The sequence below is a fragment of the Pseudomonas sp. JL27(2026) genome, assembly GCF_056933555.1.
Map to the genome: position 1 here is coordinate 5,600,605 of NZ_CM167794.1, position 25,818 is coordinate 5,626,422.

The 25,818-nt window shown below is 60.7% G+C and carries 23 protein-coding genes; 10 read left to right on the forward strand and 13 right to left on the reverse strand.

Translation table 11 applies throughout. The features are described from left to right. The first annotated feature begins 68 nt into the window (after nucleotides 1-68). Nucleotides 69-548, forward strand: a complete 480-nt coding sequence (coaD, locus tag AC1Z1G_RS25690) for a pantetheine-phosphate adenylyltransferase (RefSeq protein ID WP_008019993.1) — start codon at nucleotides 69-71, stop codon at nucleotides 546-548. A 104-nt stretch (nucleotides 549-652) separates the two neighbouring features. Beyond that, the gene (locus AC1Z1G_RS25695; RefSeq protein ID WP_003195146.1) at nucleotides 653-904 is read left to right on the forward strand and encodes a YfhL family 4Fe-4S dicluster ferredoxin; all 252 of its coding nucleotides are present in this window, start codon (nucleotides 653-655) and stop codon (nucleotides 902-904) included. Between the two features lie 99 nt (nucleotides 905-1,003). Here AC1Z1G_RS25695 and AC1Z1G_RS25700 read toward each other — a convergent pair whose 3' ends face one another. Genes AC1Z1G_RS25700 through AC1Z1G_RS25710 form a run of 3 tightly spaced genes read right to left on the reverse strand, consistent with a single transcriptional unit; the run spans nucleotide 1,004 to nucleotide 3,041 of the window. Beyond that, nucleotides 1,004-1,327 (reverse strand): multidrug transporter, encoded by a 324-nt coding sequence (locus AC1Z1G_RS25700; protein WP_483623256.1) that lies wholly within the window; start codon nucleotides 1,325-1,327, stop codon nucleotides 1,004-1,006. A 55-nt stretch (nucleotides 1,328-1,382) separates the two neighbouring features. Continuing rightward, complete coding sequence (gene mutM / locus AC1Z1G_RS25705; protein WP_483623258.1) at nucleotides 1,383-2,195, reverse strand: bifunctional DNA-formamidopyrimidine glycosylase/DNA-(apurinic or apyrimidinic site) lyase; 813 nt, start codon at nucleotides 2,193-2,195, stop codon at nucleotides 1,383-1,385. Nucleotides 2,196-2,225: 30 nt separating this feature from the next. Further along, complete coding sequence (locus tag AC1Z1G_RS25710) at nucleotides 2,226-3,041, reverse strand: HDOD domain-containing protein (protein WP_483627991.1); 816 nt, start codon at nucleotides 3,039-3,041, stop codon at nucleotides 2,226-2,228. 201 nt (nucleotides 3,042-3,242) lie between these two features. Here AC1Z1G_RS25710 and AC1Z1G_RS25715 point away from each other — a divergent pair, with 201 nt between their 5' ends. The 4 genes from AC1Z1G_RS25715 to AC1Z1G_RS25730 all read left to right on the forward strand — a co-directional run bounded on the left by AC1Z1G_RS25715 (nucleotide 3,243) and on the right by AC1Z1G_RS25730 (nucleotide 8,120). Continuing rightward, entirely contained in the window at nucleotides 3,243-4,439 is a 1,197-nt protein-coding gene (locus AC1Z1G_RS25715; protein WP_483623260.1) for a class I SAM-dependent rRNA methyltransferase, read from the forward strand. A gap of 441 nt (nucleotides 4,440-4,880) precedes the next feature. Continuing rightward, nucleotides 4,881-5,963 carry a SagB family peptide dehydrogenase gene (locus AC1Z1G_RS25720; RefSeq protein ID WP_483623262.1) on the forward strand — a complete coding sequence of 361 codons (1,083 nt, stop codon included), beginning with the start codon at nucleotides 4,881-4,883 and terminating at the stop codon, nucleotides 5,961-5,963. Then, on the forward strand, nucleotides 5,963-6,922 hold the full coding sequence (locus AC1Z1G_RS25725; RefSeq protein ID WP_483623264.1) for a diiron oxygenase: 960 nt from the start codon (nucleotides 5,963-5,965) through the stop codon (nucleotides 6,920-6,922). The genes AC1Z1G_RS25720 and AC1Z1G_RS25725 overlap by 1 nt, the downstream gene beginning before the upstream one ends. After that, nucleotides 6,915-8,120, forward strand: coding sequence for an MFS transporter (locus AC1Z1G_RS25730; protein WP_483623266.1), 1,206 nt, complete (start codon nucleotides 6,915-6,917; stop codon nucleotides 8,118-8,120). Before AC1Z1G_RS25725 ends, AC1Z1G_RS25730 begins: the two co-directional genes overlap by 8 nt. A 6-nt stretch (nucleotides 8,121-8,126) precedes the next feature. On the opposite strand, the gene AC1Z1G_RS25735 is transcribed toward AC1Z1G_RS25730, so the two are convergent. Continuing rightward, nucleotides 8,127-9,848, reverse strand: a complete 1,722-nt coding sequence (locus AC1Z1G_RS25735) for a DUF4153 domain-containing protein (RefSeq protein WP_483623268.1) — start codon at nucleotides 9,846-9,848, stop codon at nucleotides 8,127-8,129. 354 nt (nucleotides 9,849-10,202) lie between these two features. On the opposite strand from AC1Z1G_RS25735, the gene ilvD reads away from it, so the two are divergent. Further along, nucleotides 10,203-12,044, forward strand: a complete 1,842-nt coding sequence (gene ilvD / locus AC1Z1G_RS25740; protein WP_483623269.1) for a dihydroxy-acid dehydratase — start codon at nucleotides 10,203-10,205, stop codon at nucleotides 12,042-12,044. 102 nt (nucleotides 12,045-12,146) lie between these two features. Here the strand turns inward: ilvD and AC1Z1G_RS25745 are convergent, their stop codons facing one another. Genes AC1Z1G_RS25745 through AC1Z1G_RS25760 form a run of 4 tightly spaced genes read right to left on the reverse strand, consistent with a single transcriptional unit; the run spans nucleotide 12,147 to nucleotide 17,171 of the window. After that, on the reverse strand, nucleotides 12,147-13,373 hold the full coding sequence (locus tag AC1Z1G_RS25745) for an SGNH/GDSL hydrolase family protein (protein ID WP_483623270.1): 1,227 nt from the start codon (nucleotides 13,371-13,373) through the stop codon (nucleotides 12,147-12,149). Between the two features lies 1 nt (nucleotide 13,374). Beyond that, complete coding sequence (locus AC1Z1G_RS25750; protein WP_483623271.1) at nucleotides 13,375-14,514, reverse strand: DUF459 domain-containing protein; 1,140 nt, start codon at nucleotides 14,512-14,514, stop codon at nucleotides 13,375-13,377. After that, a complete protein-coding gene (locus AC1Z1G_RS25755) occupies nucleotides 14,501-16,072 on the reverse strand; it encodes an MBOAT family O-acyltransferase (protein ID WP_483623272.1) in 1,572 nt (523 codons plus the stop codon). The genes AC1Z1G_RS25750 and AC1Z1G_RS25755 overlap by 14 nt, the downstream gene beginning before the upstream one ends. 43 nt (nucleotides 16,073-16,115) lie before the next feature. Beyond that, nucleotides 16,116-17,171: an HAD family hydrolase gene (locus tag AC1Z1G_RS25760; RefSeq protein ID WP_483623273.1), complete on the reverse strand. Its 1,056-nt coding sequence runs from the start codon at nucleotides 17,169-17,171 to the stop codon at nucleotides 16,116-16,118. A gap of 239 nt (nucleotides 17,172-17,410) precedes the next feature. Between AC1Z1G_RS25760 and AC1Z1G_RS25765 the strand changes: the two genes are divergently transcribed. Continuing rightward, nucleotides 17,411-18,802, forward strand: coding sequence for an L-cystine transporter (locus tag AC1Z1G_RS25765; protein ID WP_483623275.1), 1,392 nt, complete (start codon nucleotides 17,411-17,413; stop codon nucleotides 18,800-18,802). Between the two features lie 151 nt (nucleotides 18,803-18,953). On the opposite strand, the gene AC1Z1G_RS25770 is transcribed toward AC1Z1G_RS25765, so the two are convergent. After that, the gene (locus tag AC1Z1G_RS25770) at nucleotides 18,954-19,466 is read right to left on the reverse strand and encodes a dihydrofolate reductase (protein WP_483623277.1); all 513 of its coding nucleotides are present in this window, start codon (nucleotides 19,464-19,466) and stop codon (nucleotides 18,954-18,956) included. A gap of 85 nt (nucleotides 19,467-19,551) precedes the next feature. Here AC1Z1G_RS25770 and AC1Z1G_RS25775 point away from each other — a divergent pair, with 85 nt between their 5' ends. Beyond that, entirely contained in the window at nucleotides 19,552-20,922 is a 1,371-nt protein-coding gene (locus AC1Z1G_RS25775; protein WP_483623279.1) for a DUF2868 domain-containing protein, read from the forward strand. Beyond that, on the forward strand, nucleotides 20,915-22,291 hold the full coding sequence (locus tag AC1Z1G_RS25780; RefSeq protein ID WP_483623280.1) for a GTPase/DUF3482 domain-containing protein: 1,377 nt from the start codon (nucleotides 20,915-20,917) through the stop codon (nucleotides 22,289-22,291). The genes AC1Z1G_RS25775 and AC1Z1G_RS25780 overlap by 8 nt, the downstream gene beginning before the upstream one ends. A gap of 36 nt (nucleotides 22,292-22,327) precedes the next feature. Here the strand turns inward: AC1Z1G_RS25780 and AC1Z1G_RS25785 are convergent, their stop codons facing one another. The 4 genes from AC1Z1G_RS25785 to AC1Z1G_RS25800 form a co-directional block, all read right to left on the reverse strand. Then, nucleotides 22,328-22,759 (reverse strand): hypothetical protein, encoded by a 432-nt coding sequence (locus AC1Z1G_RS25785; RefSeq protein WP_483623282.1) that lies wholly within the window; start codon nucleotides 22,757-22,759, stop codon nucleotides 22,328-22,330. 66 nt (nucleotides 22,760-22,825) lie between these two features. Next, complete coding sequence (locus AC1Z1G_RS25790; RefSeq protein ID WP_483623284.1) at nucleotides 22,826-23,425, reverse strand: phosphonate degradation HD-domain oxygenase; 600 nt, start codon at nucleotides 23,423-23,425, stop codon at nucleotides 22,826-22,828. Continuing rightward, a complete protein-coding gene (locus AC1Z1G_RS25795; protein WP_483623286.1) occupies nucleotides 23,425-24,558 on the reverse strand; it encodes a TIGR03364 family FAD-dependent oxidoreductase in 1,134 nt (377 codons plus the stop codon). Before AC1Z1G_RS25795 ends, AC1Z1G_RS25790 begins: the two co-directional genes overlap by 1 nt. A 189-nt stretch (nucleotides 24,559-24,747) precedes the next feature. Beyond that, nucleotides 24,748-25,773 (reverse strand): putative 2-aminoethylphosphonate ABC transporter substrate-binding protein, encoded by a 1,026-nt coding sequence (locus AC1Z1G_RS25800; RefSeq protein ID WP_483623288.1) that lies wholly within the window; start codon nucleotides 25,771-25,773, stop codon nucleotides 24,748-24,750. Nucleotides 25,774-25,818 lie beyond the last annotated feature (45 nt).

Below are 25,818 nucleotides of genomic sequence, written 5' to 3' on the forward strand. Positions count from 1 at the left end.
CGACTTGGCCGACCGGGAAGGCTGCGATACCATCCGACTCCCCAACGGATTCCCGCCAGGACGACGCGATGAACCGAGTGTTGTACCCAGGTACCTTCGACCCTATTACCAAGGGCCATGGCGATCTGGTCGAACGCGCCTCGCGCCTGTTCGATCATGTGATTATCGCCGTCGCCGCCAGCCCCAAGAAAAACCCGCTATTCCCCCTGGAACAGCGTGTGGAGCTGGCCCGCGAGGTCACCAAACATCTGCCGAACGTCGAAGTCGTCGGCTTTTCGACGCTGCTTGCACATTTTGCCAAGGAGCAGAACGCCAACGTGTTCCTGCGTGGCTTGCGCGCAGTCTCGGACTTCGAATACGAATTTCAGCTGGCCAACATGAATCGCCAACTGGCGCCGGACGTCGAGAGCCTGTTTCTCACGCCGTCGGAACGTTATTCGTTCATTTCCTCGACGCTGGTCCGTGAAATCGCGGCCCTGGGCGGCGACATCACCAAGTTCGTCCACCCGGTCGTCGCCGACGCCCTGACCCTGCGCTTCAAGAAGTAACGACCGCTCAAGCGGCGCCCGCGTGCACTGCGGGCGCCAATGCGGCACAATTGCGCGCATTAGTTTTCATGTGCCTGGGTCGACGGCCCCGGCAGGAGTGCCCCATGTCCCTGATCATCACCGACGATTGCATTAACTGCGACGTCTGCGAACCCGAGTGCCCGAACGCTGCCATTTCCCAGGGCGAAGAGATCTATGTGATCGACCCGAACCTGTGCACCCAGTGCGTCGGCCACTACGACGAGCCGCAATGCCAGCAGGTCTGCCCGGTGGATTGCATCCCGCTGGATGAAGCCCATCCAGAAACTGAAGAGCAGTTGATGGAGAAGTACCGCAAGATTACCGGCAAGGCTTAAGTATTTTGGTGTCTGTTCTGACGCCATCGCGGGCAAGCCTTGCTCCTACAGGATTTCACCGATCTGTAGGAGCAAGGCTTGCCCGCGATGCTTTTAAAGCTACTGCTGCTGTTCAAACCCCTCCCCGATGCACCCCAGGCAACGCACAAACGTCGCTTTTGCCGGGTCGACCACCAACGCCTTGCCTGCATCGCCAATGCCGCCACCCAGCGCGGTAAACGGCAGCGACACCACAAACACCCCCGCACCGATCACCGTCGCCACCACCAGCAAGGGTCGGGCAATCAGCAGGTCGCCGATCATCGCGTAGGCGGGAGGATTGTGGAGGGTGTAGTTCGGATCGCCGCTGCCGCCTTCGGACGCCTGAGCAGACAAACCGACGCTGAGCAGCAGCGCAACGGCAAGGGTTCGGAACGGATTCATGGCGCGGTCCTTCGGCTGGTCAGTGAGATAACTGACTATAGACCGTGGGACTTTTTCAGCTCTGGCAGCGCGGGCAAAAGACGCTGGTGCGTTGCCCCAGGCGAACTTCCCGCAACTCTGAACCGCAGACTTTGCAGTGCTCGGCACCCCGGCCGTACACGAACAGTTCCTGCTGGAAGTAACCAGGCTGTCCATCACCGCCAATGAAGTCGCGCAGCGTCGTACCGCCTTGTTCGATGGCGGCAGCCAGAATGCGCTTGATCTCGATGGCCAGCCTCAAATAACGCGCCCGCGAAATGCCCTTGGCCTCGCGGCGTGGATCGATCCCGGCGGCAAACAAGGCTTCGGTCGCGTAGATGTTGCCCACGCCCACCACCACCGCGTTGTCCATGATGAACGGCTTGACCGCCATCGAGCGCCCACGGGACAGCTGAAACAGCCGATCACCGTCGAACAGGTCGGTCAGCGGCTCCGGCCCCAAGCGAACCAGCAACTCATGATGGAGCGGGTCCAGGCTCCAGAGCATCGCGCCAAACCGGCGCGGGTCGGTGTAGCGCAGGGCCAGGCCGGATTCGAGCTCGATGTCCACGTGCTCATGCTTGGCCGCCGGCAAACCGACTTCCACCAGACGCAGATTCCCCGACATACCCAAATGGCTGATCAGCGTGCCGACTTCAGCATTGATCAGCAGGTACTTGGCACGCCGATCCACCCCCACGATGCGCTGCCCGGACAGGCGCACATCGAGGTCTTCGGGAATCGGCCAGCGCAACCGTCGGTCACGCACAATCACCCGGCTGACGCGCTGCCCTTCAAGGTGCGGCGCGATCCCGCGGCGGGTGGTTTCGACTTCTGGCAGTTCAGGCATGGTGCTCTCGGATCAGGCGCGAACCGACACTCAATGGTGAGCGCCGAGCTCGCGAATCGTCTGTTTGAGGTTCTCGAAATCGTAGTCCGACAGGCCCACATAATCGAGCACCATGGCCCCCACGTTATTCCATTCGTGGTCTTCGGTCTGGTTACCCAGCACCCGGTAAGACGCGCAAATGTGCTCGGCCATCTTCAGGATCGCCAACAGGTTTTTCAACTGGCTGTTGCGCGACGACTCATCGCTGAAGATCGCCAGCGCATTGTGGTGATTGGCGATGGCGTTGGTGACATGTTCCGGCAACCGCCAGGATTTGGCGGTGTAATAGCCGACCACGGCATGGTTGGTGTTGAACGCATGGTTCTCGGTGTCCACCACCCGGCACTCGGGGCTCGCGCTGGCGTAAGCCTGTTCCAGCACCGTCATATAGTCGGGAAAGCGCTTGAGCATCAGCGGCACGCCACAATCGTGGAACAACCCCAAGGCGTACGCCTCGTCCACTGCTTGCGAACCAATGCGCTTGGCCAGGCTGAGGCTGGTCATCGCCACGTCCTGGGCGGTGTCCCAGAAACGGTTGAGCGTGACGATGGTATCGTCGTTCATCTCGCCCTTGATCGACTGTGCGTTGATCAGGTTGATGATCGAACGGCTGCCCAGCAGGTTAACCGCCCGCTGGATCGAGGCGATCTTGTTACTGAGGCCGTAATACGGCGAATTGACGATCTTCAACAGCGCCCCAGAGAGGCCGGGGTCCTGGGAGATCAACTTGGCGATCACTTCCAGATCCGGGTCGGGCATGTACTGCTCCATCTGCAAATCCACCATGATTTGCGGCTGGGGCGGCACGCTGATGCCTTGCAGGGCCTGTTGAATCTGCTCGGAAGATAGCTCTTGGGACATAAGTACTCACTCTGGGCCAGGCGGGGATTCTAGCGGATATTTTCCGCGCCATGGGCGATCTGTCCGACGCAATGTCCAGAAACAACCGCGCTGCGCCAGGCCGACTAACGCTATAATCCCGCTCTTTTTTTCACCTGGAGCGACGTCATGTCCCTGCCAAGCCTGCGCCTCAAAGCCAACGCCGACCGTCGCCTGCGCAACGGTCACCTGTGGGTCTACAGTAACGAAATCGATGTAGCCGCCACCCCACTGCATGGCTTCAAGGCGGGCGATCAAGCAATCCTTGAAGCGGCCGGCGGCAAGCCGCTGGGCATCGTCGCCATGAGCCCGAACAACCTGATCTGCGCACGCCTGCTGTCGCGCGACATCAAGTTGGCGCTCGACAAATCGCTGCTGGTGCACCGCATCAATGTGGCACTGTCCCTGCGCGATCGCCTGTTCGACAAGCCGTTCTATCGTCTGGTCTACGGCGATTCCGACCTGTTGCCGGGCCTGGTGGTCGACCGTTTCGGCGACATCCTGGTGGTGCAGATCGCTTCGGCGACCATGGAAGCCCATAAAGAAGACGTGATTGCCGCGTTGACCCAAGTGCTCAAGCCAAGCGGTATTCTGTTCAAGAACGACTCCGCCGCCCGTGATGCCGAAGGCCTCAACCGCTACGTCGAAACCGTGTTCGGCCTGGTGCCGGAGTGGGTAGCGCTGGAAGAAAACGGCGTGAAATTCGAAGCACCGGTCATCCAGGGGCAGAAAACCGGCTGGTTCTACGACCACCGCATGAACCGCGCACGCCTGGCACCTTATGCCAAAGGCAAACGCGTGCTGGACCTGTACAGCTACATCGGCGGCTGGGGCGTGCAGGCTGCCGCTTTCGGTGCCAGTGAAGTGTTCTGCGTCGACGCTTCGGCCTTCGCCCTCGACGGCGTCGAACGTAACGCCGCCCTGAACGGTTTCGCCGACAAAATGACCTGCATTGAAGGCGACGTATTCGAAGCCCTGAAAGAGCTGAAAGCCAGCGAAGAACGTTTCGACGTGATCGTGGCCGACCCTCCGGCGTTCATCAAACGCAAAAAAGACATGAAGAACGGCGAAGGCGCCTACCGCCGCCTGAACGAGCAAGCCATGCGCCTGCTCAGCAAGGACGGCATCCTGGTCAGCGCTTCGTGCTCCATGCACCTGCCGGAAGATGATTTGCAGAACATCCTGCTGACCAGCGCCCGTCACCTGGATCGCAACATCCAGATGCTGGAGCGTGGCGGTCAAGGTCCGGATCATCCGGTACACCCGGCCATCGCCGAAACCCGCTACATCAAGAGCATCACCTGCCGACTGCTGCCAAACAGCTAAGGCTGTTGACTGCGCGGGGAGCCAACAGGCTCCCCACTGCTGTTTTCCTTACTGCGTTCGCCTTATCCCTTAAGTACTTCGTACAACTTTCTGACACCCCTGGCCTACCAACCAGCGGGAAGTTTCCGCTCGCCCGCTATTTGATTAGGAAAATGCCTGAATATCTAATTAAGTAAGATTATTCCCACACAATTACTGGATCAGTCCTACCTAACTAAGCCTTGATAAGAGCCCACTACAAACTACTCTTTGGATGTCACAACCAACGTGACTTTCGCCACACCCAAAGGAGCAATAAAAATGAAAGCAATTACTCTGGAAGCAACAAAAATCGCCAACCTGGCTTGCCTGGTTGCGGCTAAAGCCCGCTAAGTAAACAGTGCGCTGGGGAGTGCCGGCTACCCAGCTCTATCTGAGGTTCTCCAGAGTACCCCATGAGCCATGCATATAAACCCTTGCTTGTTCATTCTTGCCCGCACACCTTATCAAGTTGTATGGAACTACAAAAACCACACCCAGTTTGAACTGGACGAAGAACATTCGGCCCGACTGGCACACCTTATAAGTACCCCCGACCACTTCGACAGCAACAACAATATCGACGCAGCCTTTCTAGAGGCCGGGATCATAACGTCACACCCCTGCCCCGAGATTGAATGGGGATGGGACGATTTATCGAAAATATTCCATATCGGCACCAAGGACATTCCCTTTGAACAGATGCCCGAAGATGCCCACCAATGGTCCGCGTACTACCTCGCCCACTGCGACGAAGTGCTCACCACTGAACAGCCCCACGCCGGTTTGCAGGCGGGTAACAGCGACACGCTGATCTTCCTCCCTCATCCCTCGCCGGCCGCCGACATTTCAGCCGCACTCGCCAGCACCCTGCTGAACCGGAAAACCTCCAGGTCCTTTACCGGCAAAGCCGTTGCCCTCGACAAGGTTGCAACCCTGTTCTACCTGTCTCTGGGCTACCTGAAGGAGCGCGAAGACGCTGTCGACGCCTGCGTCCCCGAAAACCTGCGGGCGCGGCGCAGCAGCCCTTCCGGCGGTGGCCTCAATGCCTGCGAAGGCTATCTGTATGCCCGCAACATCGACGGCCTGGCCCCAGGCCTTTATGCCTATCACCCAGACGTGCACGCCCTGAGCCTGGTCAGTCCACTGCCCGATCAACCGTTGGGGCAGTTGCTCTGCGGCCAACACTTCATCGACAACCTGCCTTGCGGGTTGTTCATCACCTCCCGGTTCGACAAGCTCTGGTGGAAATACCCACACTCGCGCGCCTACCGAATGGCCTACGTCGAGGCTGGTCATATTTCCCAGACGTTTCAACTGTTGGCCACCGCCATGGGCCTGGACACCTGGTTGACCGGCGCACTGACGGACCAGCGAGTCGAAGCCCTGCTGGGGCTTGAGAACAGCGCCGAGCAACCATTGTTCTTTGTCGGCTGCGGGCCAGGGAACGGACATGCGCAGTGCCAGGAACTCAATGCACTGCTCAACACCCGGGAGCCCCGATAATGCCCGGCACCGCCTCGCAATCACTGCCGCAACGTTTCACCCTGGGTGACTGGGACACCAAAGCAGCGGTGCGCAATCACCGACATGCCTATGTGCTGCCCGTCGCGCTGGAACAGGCACTGGAAACCAAAGACTGGTTCCCCCCGGCCTTCCTGCCCTACCTGCAACACCCGAGGGTCGAAGCAATGGGCCGTGCTGCCTGCCAGCGGCTGGCGGCCAATCATCTGGTGTACTTCCTCGACTACACCACCCGCCTTGAACACAAGGTCGTCAACCGGGCGGTCGAAACCCTCGTCCACGGCGAACTCGACATCGTCGTACCCTGCGCCATGAAAACCGCCGCCCTGCAGCTTTATACGGACGAGGGTTATCACGCGCTGTTTTCCAACACGATTGCCGAGCAAGTGGCGAGCCATTACGGCATGAGCCTTCGCGGCACGTCCCCGCGCCGCATCAGCCGGTTACTCGGCGTAATCGGGCAAACACCCAACCGACACACTGCACTGGCGTGGTTGCTGACGGGTTTTGTCAGCGAAACGATCATCGCCAGAGAACTGCTGAACATCACCCGGCAAAGCCTGGTAGGCGGCGTCTACGAAATGCTCAGGGACCACCTTGAAGACGAGGCCCGGCACAGTCGTTACTTCTGTGAGGTGTTTCAATACCTGTGGCCGACCCTGGACGCCCGACAGCGCACATTCGCTGCGGCCCTTTTGCTGGAAGTCATCACGATATTCTTCGAAATCGATGAGCCTTGGCTGAGCAGCAGCCTGCACAGCGTCGGCCTGCCAGCTGATACCATCACCAAACTGCTCGGTGACCTCTCGACGGCTGAGGCGCAACTCCAGCGTGCGCGATCAGGCGCAACTGCTACGCTGCTGGCGATGAAAAAAGCAGGCTTCTTTGACCTCTCCCACAACCGGCTACTGTTCTTGAAGGCGGGCCTTATCGATGGCTGAAGTGAACACTGTGAAAGACCTCAACAAACGGCGCGCGGCCACGGTGCTATTGATGACCATGGTCATGCTCGGGGTGTTTCCGGTGGATGTGCTGCTGCCATCGTTTCCAGCGTTGTCGGAACATTTTGGTACGTCACCCGCCGACATTGCCTTTTCCATCAGCCTGTTTGCCGTCGGCATTTCCGTCTCGCAACTGCTGATCGGACCACTCTCGGATGTCATCGGCCGCAAACGCCTGCTGCTGGTGGGCATGGCGGTGTCGGTTGTTGGCTCGGTGGGCTGCGTGATGTCCACCGAATATGGCTACTTCCTGTTGTTCAGGGTCGTCCAGGCACTCGGCTGCGGTTGCTTCGTGCTGTCCCAGGCGTTGGTCCAGGACCTGTTCGAAGGCAAGGAGCGTGATCAGTTGCGCATCCTGATGGTCACCGCGAGCGGAATCTTCATTTCCGTCTCCCCCCTGGCCGGTACGCTGCTGCAAGAACTGCTGGGCTGGCCCGGCAGCTTTCATGTGTTTATCGCCCTCTGCGCCGCCGTCTTCCTGAAAGCCTGCCTGTTTCTGGAAAACTCACACACCCCCCAAGGACCACGCCACAGCATCATCGGGGCTTACCGGCTGGTCTTCAGCGACTTCACGTTTGTGGGCTATTGGCTGATCGCGGCGATCGTGTTCGCCTGCCACTTTTCATTCATCGTCATTTCGCCCCTGATCTTCATGGAACAGTTGCATCTGACGGCCTATGAGTTTTCCCTGACCCTGCTGCTCTATGGCGCGGCCTACATCATTGGCGGAATCGTTGCCCGGGTGCTCGGCAACCGAATCACCCCGAACACACAAATCGTCGTAGGCCTGAGCCTGGTCGGTTTCGCCGGTGTGATGCTGTTGTTCCTGTGGCACCAGTTCAGCCTGTCGACCGTGACCATCCTGCTACCGATGATCATCTGCACCGCCGGTACCACCATCGCCCGCCCCGCGGCGACGTCAAAAGCCATGAGCCTGTTTCCCGACAATGCCGGTGCGTCAGCGTCGGCGGGTAACACGCTGATCTTCATTTTCGGCGGGTTGATCAGCGCACTGGTCAACCTGAGCACCGCCGACCTGCAAGTCACGCTGGCCTTCAGTTTCCTGGTGCTCAGCACCTTGGGCCTGTTGCTGAACTGGCGCATTAGTCATCGGGGCAGAGTGCTCAGCCCAGCCTGAGTCGTGTCAGGGTACGGCGACAGGCGCGAGCAACATGCCATCGACATCCAGGCTCTTGTAGCGGGGCGCAACACGTTTGACCTGACCATCACGAATGCGGTTGATCAGTGACTGTGGGTCATATCGTCCGCCCTCGTTGTTGCCCATCATGACCCCCACGGCCTCCCACTTGTTGCCAGCAGTACGGGAGAAAATGCGCACGGGTTCGTCGTAGTCACTGCGGGGGATCTGCACGACTTCATGGCGCCCGTCCCCATCAAGATCAACCCCCCACAACACGCAACCCGAGAGCAAACAACGGTGTTCACTGCCATTGAGCTGCACGAACTGCTCACTGCCCGGTTCCTCAGGCCCGATCCACTCCAGCACCGGCACACTCTCTTCGATAGATAACGAGTCGTACCATTTGCCCGAACCCTTTGCCTCTCTCATTTTCCGGCCCAGCGTCCGACGTGAATCAGCGTCGAGAATGCGCTCCTCTTTCAGCGCCTCTTCCAGTGCCGAGAAAGCCGAATCACCAAATTCACCGAGGTTGTAGTACAGGTAGTAGGGGTCGAAGTTCTCGACTTTCAGACGGCCGTCCAACAATTGTTGCACCTGATATTTGGCACTGATCTCCAGCGGGTTGAGCCATGGACTGTTGAGGAGCACCAACACCACCGCGCACATCACACCCATCAGCGGGTTGCTGACACGCAAACTGCCCAGCCAGGACGACGAACGCAGGGCAACCGCCCAGACCACCAACAGGCTGTAGATGCCCAGCAGCAACGTCAGCAGCAGCGCGACAAAACGCATCGGCGTCAGACCATACTGATCGACACGCAACCCGCTTGAGTACGCCGCCAACCCCACCAGCAAGGGCGGGCACAACAGGCTCAGATTGATACCGCGCATCATCCAGCGAGGATAAGGCTGCGGTTGTTGACCGTCCTGAAACACACCATTGAGCAGCAACAGGTGAGCCCCTGCCAACAACAGCAGGATCGGTGTCGAGTAACCGGTAAACCAGATTTGCCGCAAACCGGTAAACGGCAGGGCCAGGGTGAACAGCACGCTGATCAGGGCGATCAGCGGCAACAGATAGCGGCAGGCATTGAACAGCAGCGAACTCAGCAGAGCAAAGATCTTCTCATTACGCCGCGCCAGCCACATGGCCAGGGAAAACACGACGCCGACACTGACACAGAGAAAGCCTGCGCCGAGAAGATGTGTGGTAAACCATTCAATGCCCACCATCAGGAACAGTTTGTTCCACAACGCCACCAACAGGCCGAACAGCACAATCATCGCCAGGGCAAATCCCACGATGAACACGTTGTTCCAGGCATGCAGGAACAGCGCTTCATAGCGCAAGCGCCGATCTGCCGATGTCGCCCAGGCGACAATGAAGATGCTGGCGATGTAACTCAGCAAGACCAGGCTGAAGAGCCAGGACCAACTGGCCCACTGCCATTGCATGAGGCTTTTGCCATGGGACGTCAGTACCCAGGCACTGATGCCCGCCACCGACAAAGTGAACCCCAGCGCCACCAGCAGCGCACGAGGCCTGCTGGCCTTTTCGCCCAACAGTTGCAGCAGCGTGCCACCCACCAGCAGCGCGGTGACCACGGCGGCCAACAGGCGGTAGTCGCCCGACATGTCCAGGGCATCGGAGTGCCAGATCACCACGCCCTGTACCAAACCGATAATCAGGTAAAACCATAACGAACGACTGAGGACCTGCATTCCAACTCCCTTTGGTGGCGACTGCGCGAAGGGCGGCAGTCTAACCAAGCGCGCCACCCGCCGATATCCCCGCCAACGCCATTTGGGCGATGCCCCCAGCGACCGGTCATCAGCCATCCCCCGGCGTCAGCCCTGGATCAAGCTTTCCCGGCATTCCTTCCTGACGCCAGCGGTGTAGAATCGCGAGATTCATCGCCAGTCATCCCCCGGCGGGTTTATGAGCTCAGGCTGAGGCGCGCGGCGATCCCGCAAAGTCATCGGCATCTTCAGGGCATGCGGTTATTGCTGCGTGTTACCGAGGTCAATAGAAGCTCACTCCCCTTTTGATACCTGATTAGCCGCCCGGAGTGCTCCATGCCTGATTACCGCTCGAAAACATCCACCCACGGCCGCAACATGGCCGGTGCCCGCGCACTGTGGCGCGCCACAGGGATGAAAGATGACGACTTCAAGAAGCCGATCATCGCCATTGCCAACTCGTTCACCCAATTCGTACCGGGCCACGTCCACCTCAAGGACCTGGGCCAACTGGTCGCCCGCGAGATCGAACGCGCTGGCGGTGTAGCGAAAGAATTCAACACCATCGCGGTCGATGACGGCATCGCCATGGGCCACGACGGCATGCTCTATTCGCTGCCGAGCCGCGAGATCATCGCCGACTCCGTCGAGTACATGGTCAACGCCCACTGCGCCGACGCCATCGTGTGCATTTCCAACTGCGACAAAATCACCCCTGGCATGCTGATGGCCGCCCTGCGCCTGAACATCCCGGTGATCTTCGTCTCCGGCGGCCCAATGGAAGCCGGCAAGACCAAACTCGCCAGCCACGGCCTCGACCTCGTCGACGCCATGGTGATCGCCGCCGACTCCAGCGCCTCTGACGAGAAAGTCGCTGAGTACGAGCGCAGCGCTTGCCCGACCTGCGGTTCGTGCTCCGGCATGTTCACCGCCAACTCGATGAACTGCCTGACCGAAGCCCTCGGCCTGGCATTGCCGGGAAACGGTTCGACCCTGGCCACCCACAGCGACCGCGAACAACTGTTCCTGCAAGCCGGCCGCACCATCGTCGAGCTGTGCAAACGCTACTACGGCGAAAACGATGACTCGGTGTTGCCGCGCAACATTGCCAACTTCAAGGCGTTCGAAAACGCCATGACGCTGGACATCGCCATGGGCGGCTCGACCAACACCATCCTGCACTTGCTGGCCGCCGCGCAAGAAGCCGAGATCGACTTCGACCTGAAGGACATCGATCGCCTTTCGCGCCACGTACCGCAACTGTGCAAAGTCGCGCCGAACATCCAGAAGTACCACATGGAAGACGTCCACCGCGCTGGCGGGATCTTCAGCATCCTCGGCTCGCTGGCCCGTGGCGGCCTGCTGCACACCGACCTGCCGACCGTGCACAGCAAAACCATGGCCGACGCTATCGCCAAGTGGGATATCACCCAGACCACCGACGAAGCCGTGCATCATTTCTTCAAGGCCGGCCCTGCGGGCATCCCGACCCAGACTGCGTTCAGCCAGTCGACCCGTTGGGAAACCCTGGACGATGACCGTGAAAACGGCTGCATCCGCAGCGTCGAGCACGCCTATTCGCAAGAAGGCGGCCTGGCCGTGCTCTACGGCAACATCGCCCTGGACGGCTGCGTGGTGAAAACCGCCGGCGTCGACGAATCGATCCACGTATTCGAAGGCAACGCGAAGATCTTCGAAAGCCAGGACAGCGCCGTACGCGGCATCCTCGCTGACGAAGTGAAGGCCGGCGACATCGTGATCATCCGTTACGAAGGCCCGAAAGGCGGCCCGGGCATGCAGGAAATGCTCTACCCGACGTCGTACCTGAAATCCAAAGGCCTGGGCAAAGCCTGCGCCCTGCTCACCGACGGCCGTTTCTCCGGCGGCACCTCGGGCCTGTCCATCGGCCACGCTTCGCCCGAAGCCGCCGCCGGTGGTGCAATTGGCCTGGTACAGGACGGCGACAAAGTGCTGATCGACATTCCGAACCGCTCGATCAACCTGTTGATCAGCGATGAAGAGCTGGCCGCACGCCGCGTCGAGCAAGACAAAAAAGGCTGGAAACCGGTTGAAGTGCGCCCACGCAAAGTGACCACCGCACTGAAAGCCTACGCCCTGCTGGCAACCAGCGCCGACAAAGGCGCGGTGCGTAACAAGGCGATGCTCGACGGGCTGTAAGGCTTAACCGTCGGCCATAAAAATGCCCCGCCAAATGCGGGGCATTTTTTTGCGTTTCAGAAGACCTTGTTGGCGCCTAAAGCAGTGCAGCCGCAACAAGGCTCACGGCATGCGCTCGCCCAACTGGCCCCGCAGGAAGCGATACAGCCCCTCGGCACTTTTGCGGTAACCGTCTGCGGTCAGGTGCACCAGATCGTTGCGGGCCAGCTCATTGGCCTGCCACTGGCGGATGGAACAATCGCCGCCCATGAAGGCCTGCCAGTCCCAGAACAGTGCACGATTGCGCTGCGCCACGGCTTTCTGGATCTGGATGACCTGCCGCAAGGGCGGTGGCTGCGCGGCGGCGCAGGCACTCACGCCACGGCGCTTGATGGAGTCCGGCGCACCGACCAGCAAAATCACAGCCTTGGGCAAGGTTTTACGCAACAGGGTGATTTTGTCCTGCAACTGGCTACGGTATTTATCCAGGTCCAGATCGTCGTCGAACGCCTCGTTGGTGCCATAGGCGAGAACAACCATGTCCGGGCGCAATGCCTTGAGGGTATCCGGCCAATCTGCCTGCCACTTGTCCAGCCCGTCCAGCCGTGCACCGTTGATGCCCAGCGCCGAATAAACCACCCCAGCGCTCTTCTGCCCCAGGATATTCCAGCCACCCAGGGCCAGTCCCTGGGTGTTGGCGACACTCATTTCCACCGGCAACGTCAGGTTGTTGAACGGCGGGCTGAAGCGCCACTGCCCGCCCGTGGCCGCGAGCATGCGGCTGGCCTGAGTGAGATTGGTCTGGGCCTTGAGGCTGCTGTTGGCCGTCGCCTGATAGAGCGCGGAAATCCGGTATTGCTGGCGACTGCCCTGGCGCTCGGCGATCTGCACCTTGGCCCCCGGGGTCAATGGCAGTGACAGGTAACCGCCCAGCGGGAACTGCGTACTCTGTTGATTACGCGCCGAGACCAGCGACCACTGGCGCTTGGCGGCGGTAAGGATGACGCGCTCATAGCGCGTACCGGGCACCGGCGTTGCGGCGACAAAACCTATCCCGCCATCACCGTACTGAGCCTGCAACAACCGCCGCACCTCACCACTGAACAGGTCGGCCGCTGTGTGGGAGTCACCCAACTGCACAATGGTGATCGGCGTGCGATCCGCCGTATTGAACTTGCGCGCCAATGCCACCATGTTCGGGTCGCCGCCCGCCACTGGCACGACCTTCTTCGAGGTGTAACCAGGTTTTTTCGGCGCAGGCACCGGTGTCGCCTGGACTTCGGCCGTGGGGCTGCAACTGCTCAGCAGGGTAATGCTCAACAACAGCGCAATGCCGTGCAGTCGCCGCATGTCAGTGCTCCGTCAATTGTTGACTGGGAAAGTTGATCAGCGACAACACGTGTTCGGCGATCAGCCTTTGCCCGGTCGGTGTGAAATGGATGCCGTCATCGACCCGGGTCTTGACCTTCCGGCTCCCGTCGACCGTCAGGTAATAGGAGAACTCATCGGTTTGATAGCCCAGAATCTCGTTGGCCGACACAAAATGCTGGTGATAGGCCTCAAGCTGGCTTTTGTAGAGCCCGTTGAGGTAAGCCATGGCCGTCGACAGCTTGGGCTTTTCCATGTTCGGCGGGCCGACCCAGATCACCTGTACCTGGTGCGCCCGGGCAGAGTCGAGAATGGAATCAATACGCTGACGATAGGCCACTTCCCATTCCGGGGTCTTGAAACGCAAGAACGGTTTGCCCTTGCCTTCGGGCATGTCCCAGGGATCGTTGGGGCCGAGGAACATCACCATCAGGCGAATCTTCGGGTTGGCCTGCAAGGTGCTTTCGACGGTCTTCGGCCAGTTGAAAAAATTCGGGTAGGCCAACCCGGTACTTTGCCGACTGAGGTTGATGCTCTTGACCTTGTAACGCTTGAGCAGGGTGTTCGCCATGTGCGGGGCAACCCCTTGCATCAGCGAATCACCGACAAAAAACACCTCGTCACCGAGCGCCAGCGTCGCCATCAACGCAGTGACCGGCGCGTCGCCGACCGGTACAGGATTAACCGGCGCGGCCGGTGCACTGACCACCTCGACGGGCGGCGCAGGCGTCACCGCCGGATGAGTCACGACCTGGGGCGCAGCGTCTACCGGTGCCGGTTCGAGCGTCGGCAATGGCGCAAGCGTCTCGCCCAGCGGTTCCTCTTCATTCGCTGCGGCTTGAGCCTGCGCGATCAGTTTGACGTCACCCAGGCCCTCAAGCCGGGCGATGAACCCCGACCGTGCATCCGCCAGCGTCTGGTTCAACTGAGCACCGAAGCGCCACTGCGGGTTCTGCGCCAGGCCCGGAATCTCGCAGCCATCGTGATACTTCTGCTGGCAGTACAGGCGAATCGAGTCCTGGTTGAACCAGAACAGCAGCGCGCTGGTGACAAGAATCGCGTACAGCACTTTGAGTGCGCCGCGCAGGTTCGTGGACAGTGGCGACGCATTAGAAACTGGCATAGATAAACCCCGGTACGCCCGATGGTGAAGCAAAGATAACCACGCAAATGAACAGCCCCAACGGCACCGGATACAGCAGCCATGGCAACCGGATGCTGGCGTCGAACAGCCGACGCGTCAGCGCCACGATCTGCGGATAGAACGCCACGAACAACAGGCAGCCCAACAGCGAAAGACCGTTGCTGACCAACCCCGCCCGCGACATCCCACCCAGACCGCTGAGCATCTCAATGGCATCGCCCAGGGATGCACAGCGGAAGAAGATCCAGGCAAACGCCACATAGTGGAAGGTCAGCAGCCGCGCCAGCAGATCGGCCCCCAGCCAGGTCGGACGCTCCGGCAGCCAGTGGCTGAAGAGTTTGTACAGCGCCAGACCCACGCCATGCAGCGCACCCCAAATAATGAAGTTCACACTGGCTCCGTGCCACAGCCCGGAAATCAGCATGGCCAGCAGCATGTTCAGATTGCCGCGCCAGACCCCACGGCGATTACCACCGAGGGGGATGTACACGTAGTCACGAATAAACGTCGACAGGCTGATGTGCCAACGACCCCAGAATTCCTTGAGGTTGCGCGCGGTGTACGGGAAATTGAAGTTCAGCGGCAGACGGAACCCCAGCAGCAAGGCGATGCCCGTCACCAGGTCGGTGTAACCGCTGAAGTTGAAGTAGATCAGGAACGAATAGCCGTAAACGCTGCGCAGGATCTGCTCGGCCGAAAAGCTCACGGACGACTCGAACACCGGGTCGACCCATTCGTTGGCCAGCCAGGAGCTGAGGAAGAACAGCTTGACCACCGCCAGAGCAATCAGCCCCAACGCCCGCTGCGGCTCCAGCACCTGCCGGGCTTGCGCCGGGCGAATCTGCGGCAGCATGTCAGTGGCCCGGTTCACGGGGCCGGCGATCAGGCTCGGGAAAAACGCCAGGTACAGCGCCAAGTCAAAAGGCGAACCCGGTTTCAGCTCGCCACGGTTGATCGACACCAGGTAGCTGACCGAGTGAAAGGTGTAGAACGACAGGCCGACCGGCAGGAGCACTTCCAGCAGCGGCAGCGAGACTTCCAGCCCAAGCTGGGCGAAGGCGCTTTGCACCGTGCTGGTAAAGAAGTCCTGGTACTTGAACAGATAAAAACAGCCGAGCACCAGCAACAACATCAACCCGTTGACGAATGAGCGCCCCGGAAAACGTTCGCTCAGCAGCCCAAGCAAGTACACCAGTGCGGTGTAGCCCAACAGGATGTAGAGGAAGTCCAGACTGAAACTGGCGAGGATCGCGTAACTGGCGGCCAGCAACAGTACGTTCTGTAGACGCGTACTCCAGCACACAGACCAGTAAACGAGGAAAAAGAGGATGAAACACAAGCCGAATTCAATCGAGAGATAGCTCACAACGTAGTCCATTACGTACAGCAGAAACCAGAGCCCGACACTGAAAAAACAGGCCGGGGCGCAAAGGGCCGCGAGTATGGCAGAACGCCTTAGACCGTCACAAGTTGAAACACTCTTACGAATGAACAAAGCGCCCGGACTCGCCGATGACGGAGGCGAAATCCCCCGCAACCGTCCGAGCCAGAGCGCTATTGGCGATGCTGGCAGCCTGTTCTTACTGAATATCCTCCGGCTTGACGATCACCCAGTTCTTGTCCGCCGTCACCGGCAAGCCTTCTTTGGCCTGGGCCGCTGCGTGCTTGGCCATCATGCCGTTGAGTTGAGTCATGTACTTGTCCTTGCGGTTGACCCACAAGTGCACGCCGCCCTTGGCCACGTCGACGCTGTGGAACAGCATGTAACCGTCACTGCTCGGTGTATCGCCGCCCACCAGCACCGGTTTTTTCCATTCGTCGATGTAGGTCAGGATCGCCGCTTGCTTGCCGGCCATCCAGGTCGCTGGCGTCCACAGGTACGGGGTCAGCTCCAGGCCCAGGTTGGCCTTCTCGTCATATTTGCCGGCGCTGATCTGCTTGCGTGCCGTGGTCAGCTCGCCGGTCTTGCGGTCCTTGAGCAGCGTGCTCACGCCGATGACGTTTTGCGGTTTGACGTTGTAGCCGTACTTCGGATCGGCAGCGACCATGCGCACCAGCTCTTCAGATGCGGCCGTCATCACGTAGACCTCGATGCCGTTCTCCATCAGCTTGTTGTACAGCTCAGCTTGCCCGGTGAAGACTTTGGGCGGCTGAACCTCGATGGTCTTGACCACATCGCCTTCGTAGTAAGTGCTCGGCACCGGTTTGCCGGACGCCATCAACTCATCGACGTAGCCTTTGAGTTCCTTGAGGGTGAAGCCCGAAAAAACCTGTGCGACCCATGGATAGCAGACCATGTCGTCGACTTCACAGAGTCGGTAGTAATAGCTGAACAGGCTTTCCTTGTGGTCGGCGGTGTCCTTGAACGGCATCAGTTTCAGAGAGGGATCGAGGGTTTCCCGGGTGATCAGGCCCTTGTTTTCCATGAACGGCAGCAGGGACTCTTCGAGGTCGTAGCGGTAACTGGTGTTGTCCATGTCGAACACCGCAAAGTTACCTTTGTTGGCGTTGGCCGCGATCATGGCGTCCAGTTGCCTGGCCTGATCCTGGGGCCAGTGCTTGAGATCGGTGGCCAACGCTTGCCCGGCAAGGCCCAGGCACATCGCAACGGCTAACATTTTCGGAGCGAACTTCATGTGCATTTCTCCCTGACTGAAAGCCATCGACGCTAACAAATAAGTGTGACAGTCCTCGTCTGCGCACGACCGCTTGCGTCCCGATTGCGCCACCGACATTCGCCACAGCGTCAGGGCCTTATTCCAAAAACGACAGTTGCCATGCGTTTTTGTTATTAAATCAATAAATATCAAGCTGTTAGGCTTGCCGGTTCGCGGTTGCCCAAGCGTGCGACTGGCAAAGACTTAACGGAGCCTCAATGAATCTGCCGCTGATCCTCAATCTGCTGGTATTCCTCGCCCTGCTGTTCGGCCTGGCACAAACCCGCCACACCACCTGGAGCCTGGCCAAGAAGGTCCTGCTCGCGCTGGTACTCGGCGTGGTGTTTGGCGTTGCGCTGCACACGATCTACGGTGCCGGCAACCCGGTGCTCAAAGCCTCGATCGGCTGGTTCGACCTGGTCGGCAACGGTTACGTGCAGTTGCTGCAAATGATCGTGATCCCGCTGGTATTCGCCTCGATCCTCAGTGCCGTGGCCCGTCTGCACAACGCCTCGTCGCTGGGCAAGATCAGCTTCCTGACCATTGGCACCCTGCTGTTCACCACCGCCATTGCGGCGCTGGTCGGCATCGGCCTGACCAACCTGTTCGGCCTGACCGCCGAAGGCCTGGTGGCCGGCACCCAGGAAATGGCGCGCCTGCAAACCATCCAGACCGACTACGCCGGCAAGGTCGCAGACCTGAATGTCCCGCAGTTGCTGCTGTCGTTTATCCCGCAGAACCCGTTCGCCGACTTGGCCCGGGCCAAGCCGACCTCGATTATCAGCGTGGTGATCTTCGCGGCATTCCTGGGGATTGCAGCCCTGCAACTGCTCAAGGATGACGTGGAAAAAGGTCAGAAAGTGATCAACGCCATCGACACCCTGCAAGCCTGGGTGATGCGTCTGGTGCGCCTGGTCATGAAGCTGACCCCGTACGGCGTGCTGGCGCTGATGACCAAAGTGGTCGCCGGTTCCAACCTGCAAGACATCATCAAACTCGGCAGCTTTGTGGTGGTGTCGTACATCGGCCTGGGCCTGATGTTCGTGGTTCACGGCCTGCTCGTGTCGCTGGCCGGGATCAACCCGCTGCGCTTCTTCCGTAAAGTCTGGCCGGTGCTGACCTTCGCGTTCACCAGCCGCTCCAGCGCCGCAAGTATTCCGCTGAGCATCGAAGCGCAAACCCGTCGCCTGGGCATTCCACAGTCGATCGCCAGCTTCGCCGCCTCGTTTGGCGCGACCATTGGCCAGAACGGTTGCGCGGGTCTTTACCCTGCGATGTTGGCCGTGATGGTGGCGCCGACCGTGGGCATCAACCCGCTGGACCCGCTGTGGATCGCGACGCTGGTGGCGATTGTGACCTTGAGTTCGGCAGGGGTTGCCGGGGTTGGCGGTGGCGCAACGTTTGCCGCGCTGATCGTGCTGCCGGCCATGGGCTTGCCGGTATCACTGGTGGCGCTGCTGATCTCGGTTGAACCGTTGATCGACATGGGCCGTACCGCGTTGAATGTCAGTGGTTCGATGACGGCCGGTGCGATCACCAGCCAGATGATGCAGCAGACCGACAAAGCGCTGCTGGATGCGGATGAACACGAGGATTTGGCGCACGCTTAACGGGTAGAACAACTTTGTGGCGAGGGAGCTTGCTCCCGCTGGGCTGCGCAGCACCCCTAAAACCCGGCGCTGCGTTCTTTCTGAAAGACCGCACCAGCCTTATTGGGGCCGCTTCGCGACCCAGCGGGAGCAAGCTCCCTCGCCACAGTTCCTAAGCTTTTTCCCAGACTTCGAAGCTGTAGGCAGGTTTATCGCCTTCAGCCGGATTCGGAACATTCGACACCAGTTTCCACTGGTTCACATCAAACGCCGGAAACCACGCATCACCCTCGGGGCTCAGCGCCACGCGGGTCAGGTACAGCCGATCGGCCAGTGCCATTCCTTGCGCATACAACTGCGCGCCGCCAATCAGCATCAGCTCATCGACGCCCTGCTCCAGCGCCCATTCTTCTGCCCGAACAACGGCAGCTTCCAGCGACGGATAAACCTCCGCCCCTTCCAACACCAGATCCGCCTGACGGCTGACCACGATGTTCAACCGGCCCGGCAGCGGACGACCGAGGGAATCCCAGGTCTTGCGACCCATGATGATCGGCTTGCCTAGCGTGGTGGCCTTGAAGTATTTGAAATCCCCCGGCAAGTGCCAGGGCATGCTGTTGTCGACGCCGATCACACGGTTTTCACCGAGGGCTGCAATCAGGCTGAGAGGGAGAGTTTTTTTCATGTCGGCGAGGATACCAGAGGCTCGCTTACCCCGATAAGCGCCACAGCGGTTATGCTCTCGACTCATTTGAGCGACGGGATGGCGCGTGACTGAACTGACAACACTCTGGCTGACCGAAACCGTGCGCCTGCGCGAGGAACATGCAGGCCCACTGGACGATCAGGAAGCCAACCGACTGGCCCGCAGCGCTGGCGGCGACCTGCCGACCCGCATCCAGGCCCGCGCCCTGTGGCTGGCCAAACGCGATGGTTTGACCGACGCCCTGCGCCACTGGCTGCAAGGGGCGCGACTGGCGTTGATCGTGCTGGCCGTGCTGGCGGTCATCAGCGGCACGGGCCTGGCGTTGGCCGCGCTGAGCGATGGCCGGCAACCGGTGAATGTGTTCTGGGCCCTGGGCAGCCTGCTCGGGCTGAACCTGATTCTACTGCTGAGCTGGGCCTCGGGCCTGATCTTCGCCGGCGACTACGGCGTCACCCTCGGGCGCTTGTGGCTGTGGCTCAGTGAAAAATTCGCCCGTGACGCCAAAGCCGCGCAACTGGCGCCCGCCCTGCTGCTGTTGCTGCAACGCCGAAAACTCAATCGCTGGGTACTCGGCGTGCTGGTCAACGGCGTGTGGCTGCTGGCAATGCTCAGTGCCCTGGCGATGCTGCTGATACTGATGGCAACCCGACGCTACGGCTTTGTCTGGGAAACCACGCTCCTGAGCAGCGACACGTTCGTGGCCATGACCCAAACCCTCGGCGCCCTGCCCGCACTGCTGGGTTTCAACGTGCCCACCGTAGAGATGATCCGCGCCAGCGGTGACGCCGCGCTGAACATCGAAAGCGCCCGGCAAGCCTGGGCGACGTGGCTGGTCGGTGTGTTGCTGGTGTACGGCGTGTTGCCGCGCCTGTTGCTGGCGCTGTTTTGCCTGTGGCGCTGGAAAACCGGCCGCGCAGCGCTGGGGCTGGACCTGAAACTGCCCGGCTACGCACAGCTGCGCGAACGGTTGATGCCCAGCAGCGAGCGTCTTGGCGTCAGCGATGCCGCGCCTGAACATTTGCATCAGGTCGAAGGCGGCGGCCACGCACTGGAGAGCAACGGCGCGCTGCTGGTGGCCATCGAGCTGGACGATCAGCACCCATGGCCTCCGCAACTGCCGAAAAACGTCAAAGACGCCGGGATCCTCGACAGCCGTGAATCCCGACAAAAACTGCTCGAACAGCTGACACGCTTCCCGCCGACACGCCTGGCCATTGCCTGTGACCCTCGGCGCTCGCCGGATCGCGGCAGCTTGGCGTTGATCGCCGAACTGGCCCGCAACGCCGCCGCGACACGGGTCTGGTTGCTGCAAGCGCCGCCCGGTCAGGCGCTGGACGCCGAACGCCTGGGCGACTGGCATGCCGCGCTGCAACAACTGGAACTGCCGTTCGCTGACTGCGCGCCCATGAACTGGCTGGAGTCGGGCCATGACTGATACTGCAAACACACCGCTGAAACTCGCCGTGGTCGGCCACACCAATGTCGGCAAGACTTCACTGCTGCGCACCCTGACCCGTGATGTCGGCTTCGGCGAAGTGTCCCATCGCCCCAGCACCACGCGGCATGTCGAAGGCGCGCGGTTGTCGGTGGACGGCGAAGCCTTGCTTGAACTCTACGACACGCCCGGCCTGGAAGACGCCATCGCCCTGCTCGATTACCTGGAGCGGCTGGAGCGCCCCGGCGAACGCCTCGACGGCCCGGCGCGACTGGCGCGTTTCCTTGATGGCAGCGAGGCGCGTCAGCGTTTCGAACAGGAAGCCAAGGTGCTGCGGCAACTGCTGGCCTCCGACGCCGGGCTGTATGTCATCGACGCCCGCGAGCCGGTGCTGGCCAAGTACCGCGACGAACTCGCAGTGCTGGCCAGTTGTGGCAAACCGCTGCTGCCGGTGCTGAATTTCGTCAGCAGCGCCAACCACCGCGAGCCGGACTGGCGCGAAGCCCTGGCCCGTCTGGGGCTGCATGCACTGGTGCGTTTCGACAGCGTGGCGCCGCCCGAAGATGGCGAGCGCCGACTCTATGAAAGCCTTGCCTTGCTGATGGAGAGCGCACGCGGCCAACTGGAACGCTTGATCGCCGATCAACAGGCGCAACGTGAAGCGCGCCAGCAAAGCGCGGCACGCTTGATCGCCGAGTTGTTGATCGACTGCGCGGCGTGTCGGCGTAGCGTGGCCAGTGACGCCGAGCAGGAACGCCAAGCCATCAGCGAGCTGCGCAAAGCGGTGCGTCAGCGTGAACAACGTTGCGTCGAGGCGTTGCTCAAGCTTTACGCCTTCCGCCCACAGGACGCCGCCGCCAGTGACCTGCCGCTGCTGGACGGTCGTTGGGGCGATGATTTGTTCAACCCCGAAACACTCAAGCAACTGGGCGTACGGGTCGGCGGCGGGATCGCAGCGGGCGCGGCGGCGGGTGCCGGCGTGGACTTGCTGGTGGGCGGCTTGACCCTGGGCGCAGCGGCGCTGGCCGGGGCCATTGCCGGAGGCGCCCTGCAAACGGCGCGCAGTTACGGCAGCCGTTTACTGGGCAAAATCAAGGGCCAGCGCGAACTGACCGTCGACGACAGCGTGCTGCGCCTGTTGGCGTTGCGTCAGCGGCAACTGGTGCACGCTTTGAACCTGCGCGGGCACGCGGCGATGCACAGCATCGAAGTCGCGACACCCCAGGACAAGAGCTGGCGCGAAGGCAAACTGCCCGAAGCGCTGACCAAGGCCCGGGCGCATCCACAGTGGTCGTCGCTCAATCCGCAACCGAAGTTGAGTCAGGCCGAACGCCAGGAGCAGGTTGAGGTATTGGCTCAGCAACTATAGGCACTCATCGTTCCCACGCTCTCGCGTTGGAACGGTTTAGCCAAACTTCAAAAACTCATTAGCCAACAACCTGACAAGGCCCCGATCCTTTCTGTCTGCCCGCCCGTCATTGTTCACGTCCGAACTCAAAATCAACTCCAGAGCCCCGTCGTTATCAAGGTCGCGTGCAACGGCCTTGTAGGCCGTCATCGCCCCTTCGCGGAAGTACAGCCACACCGCTTCAGGCGTTCCGTCGGCAGTGAAGTTGTTCGCGAGGATGTGCAAGCAGCGCTCCCCACCCTCACCCGCGCTGAACCAGCCGAGCTTCAAGTAAGCCTGGGCGAACTTGCGAAGAGGGCGACGATCAGCCCCTACGCCACGGATTGTCTCCTCCCGATACAACACTGCATCCGCGTAAAACTGAAAATGAACGGTGTCCACCGCTCCCCTTTCAGTACCGTCAAAAGCGATCACTTTCACATAACGCATCCGTGCGTTTCCTTCTCAAAAGACCAAGCTAAATCCTTGCATCAAGGCGGTCCATGCCTCGTTTCGCTATTTGCCGTGAGATACCTCAGCGCCGTCGAGCGTCACGATGCTGCTGCGCAATAATCTGTAGGCCTTCGCCTTCAATACCTCCAGATCAATCACCGGCACCCACAACACCTTCGCCTGTTCATCCCACTGGCGCATCCGCAGGCTGATCCCACACAACGGGTCCCGCTCAAACGCCTGCGCCTCGACAGCCGTCATCACACCGCCCTGATAGTCCAGCGTGCGCCGACTGGCCTCGCTCAATCGTGCGTAATAGCCCGGCTCGGTCAACGTCAGGTAACGCTTGGCCTGAACGTGATACTCCACCAGTCGCGCCATGCGCTCGCCAAAGCCCAGGCGGCGCAGGTAATCGGCACCGAGGCGTTCGTGGCTGACCGCGCCGAAACCGCCCATGCTCCCGGCGTTTTCGGCGCAGAGATGCCCGATGTCGTGGAAGAATGCCGCCAGCACCACTTCATCGTCGAAGCCTTCGGCCATGGCCCGTTCAGCGGCCTGGGACATGTGCTCGACCTGCGACACCGGCTCGCCGATGTAGTCGCTGTCGCCAAAGCGCTCGTACCAGCCGAACACCTCGGCAATGACCTGCGAGGTGCGATCCATCAGGGCTCTCCCAGCAAGGTCCTGACGTTACGTTCGGCCATCGCCGGCCCGACGCTCATGCCCACGCCCGTATGCATCAACGCCGCGTGCACGCCCGGTGCGGCCTGCAAGAACGAGAACGGCACCGCCCCGCGAGCCCCATAAACGCCCTGCCAACGCTCGATCACCTGCACCTTGCAACCCAACGTCTGTTCGGCCAGTTCGAGCATCCAGTGATCGACCTGTTCAGCATTGAACGGCGATGGGTCCCTGCCGTAGTCGTGGGAATCACCGATGATCAGCTCGCCATGTGGCGTCGGGCTGATCAACAAGTGAATGCCATGCTCATGCAGGTGTGGCGCCTCGCGCAGAATCTGCGCCTGCACCGCCGCCGCTTCCGGCAAATCGGCGAAGGCGCCGTAGTGCACACAGCTCAACCCGGTGAGCAGCGCATGTTGCAGGTTGAGGTTGATCTGCGGCCGGGCGCGGAGCATTTGCAGGCGACAGATTTGCGGATTGAGCGCAGCGATCGGCTCGGCCAGCAAGGTCTGATAATCGTGGCCCGAGCAGACGATGATCTGCTCCCCGGTAAAACTGCCAGCCGTGCTGTGCAAGCGACCTGGCTCGATGTCACGCACCAGGGTGGAAAAGTGAAACGCTACGCCGAGTTCGCGGCGCAGGTAGTCGATCAACGCCGGAATGGCTTCACGCGAATACAGTTGCTGATCGTCCATGCCGTGCAGCGCGGCGCGGTGATGGCTGAACTGGCCGCCGTACAGATCGCGCAGTGCAGCGCCGCGCAGCAGGTCGACGCGGTAACCGTGCTCGATGGCGCGCCCTTCGCAGAAGACGTCCAGCAGGTGTTCTTCGGCCTCGGTGCGGGCAAACAGGTACGAGCCGTTACGCTTGAGCTGCAAACCCGCAAGCTGCGCCCATTGGCCCCAGATTTCCCGGCTGGCCTTGGCCAGTTCGAGCATCTGGCCCGGCGGTTGCCCGGTGACCAGCGCCTGGCCGAAGTTGCGCACCGAAGCGCCCAACGGCGTTTCGCTACGTTCGAAGACGCTGACCTTGAGGCCGCGTTTGGCGGCGGCATAAGCATGGGACAAGCCCAGAATACCGGCGCCGACGATCAGCATGTCGCGGTGGTGTGTCATTGAGTTTTGTCCTGCAAAAATCCTGCGTACAACACAGTCCCTTGTGGCGAGGGAGCTTGCTCCCGCTGGACCGCGAAGCGGTCCCAAAACCTTGATACCGCGATTATTCAGATACCACGCGTCAACCGGTTTACGACTGCTACGCAGCCGAGCGGGAGCAAGCTCCCTCGCCACAGAGGGTTTCGTCAGTTACTTGGCAACCACTTTCTCGGACTTGCCGTCATAACGCTTGCGCCATTCGGTGAGGATCTCGTCGCGGTTTTTCGAGGCCCAGGCGAAGTCGTTCTTGATCAGGCGTTGCTCGTAGTCGGCCGGCAGCTCGGTCTGTGGCTTGGCGATGCCAGGCTGGGCGAGGACAGCGAAGTTTTCCTTGTACAGCTCCATCGCGGCAGGGCTTGCCGAGAAGTCGGCGAGTTTCTTCGCGGCGTCTTCGTGGGGCGTGCCTTTGATCACGGCGGTGGCTTCGATTTCCCAGCCCAGGCCTTCTTTCGGCAGCACGATGTCCAGCGGCGCGCCCTGGCGTTTGAGCTGCACGGCCGGGTATTCAAAGGAAATGCCAATCGGGAATTCACCCGCAGCCGCCAACTTGCATGGCTTGGAACCGGAGTGAACGTACTGGCCGATGTTCTGGTGCAGGTCGTCCATGTACTGCCAGCCCTGCTTCTCGCCGAAGGTTTGCAGCCAGGCGCTGACGTCGAGGAAACCGGTGCCGGACGACGCCGGGTTCGGCATGACGATCTTGCCTTTGTATTCAGGCTTGGTCAGGTCCTGCCAGCTCACCGGTTTGGTCAGGCCTTGCTTCTGGGCCTCGACGGTGTTGAAGCAAATGGTCGCGGCCCACACGTCCATGCCCACCCAGGCTGGCGGGTTGGCAGCGTCGCGGTAGTTACCGCCGATCTTGCCCAGGTCCTTGGGTGCGTAGCTTTGCAACATGCCTTGCTGGTCGAGGATCGCCAGGCTGGAGGCCGCCAGGCCCCACACCGCATCAGCCTGCGGACGGGCTTTTTCGGCCAGCAGTTTAGCGGTGATGATCCCGGTGGAATCGCGTACCCACTTGATCTCCACGTCCGGGTTGGCCTTTTCGAAGGCTTCTTTATAGGTCTTCAACTGTTCGGCTTCGAGGGCGGTGTACACCGTCAACTCGGTTTTCGCAGCGAAGGCGTTCAGGCTGAAAGCAGCGAGGACAGCAGCGGCAAGAGCCAGGGGCTTGAACATGGTGCGGTTCCTTTTAAGTGCAGATCAGAGTGGTTGGGTGTGAGC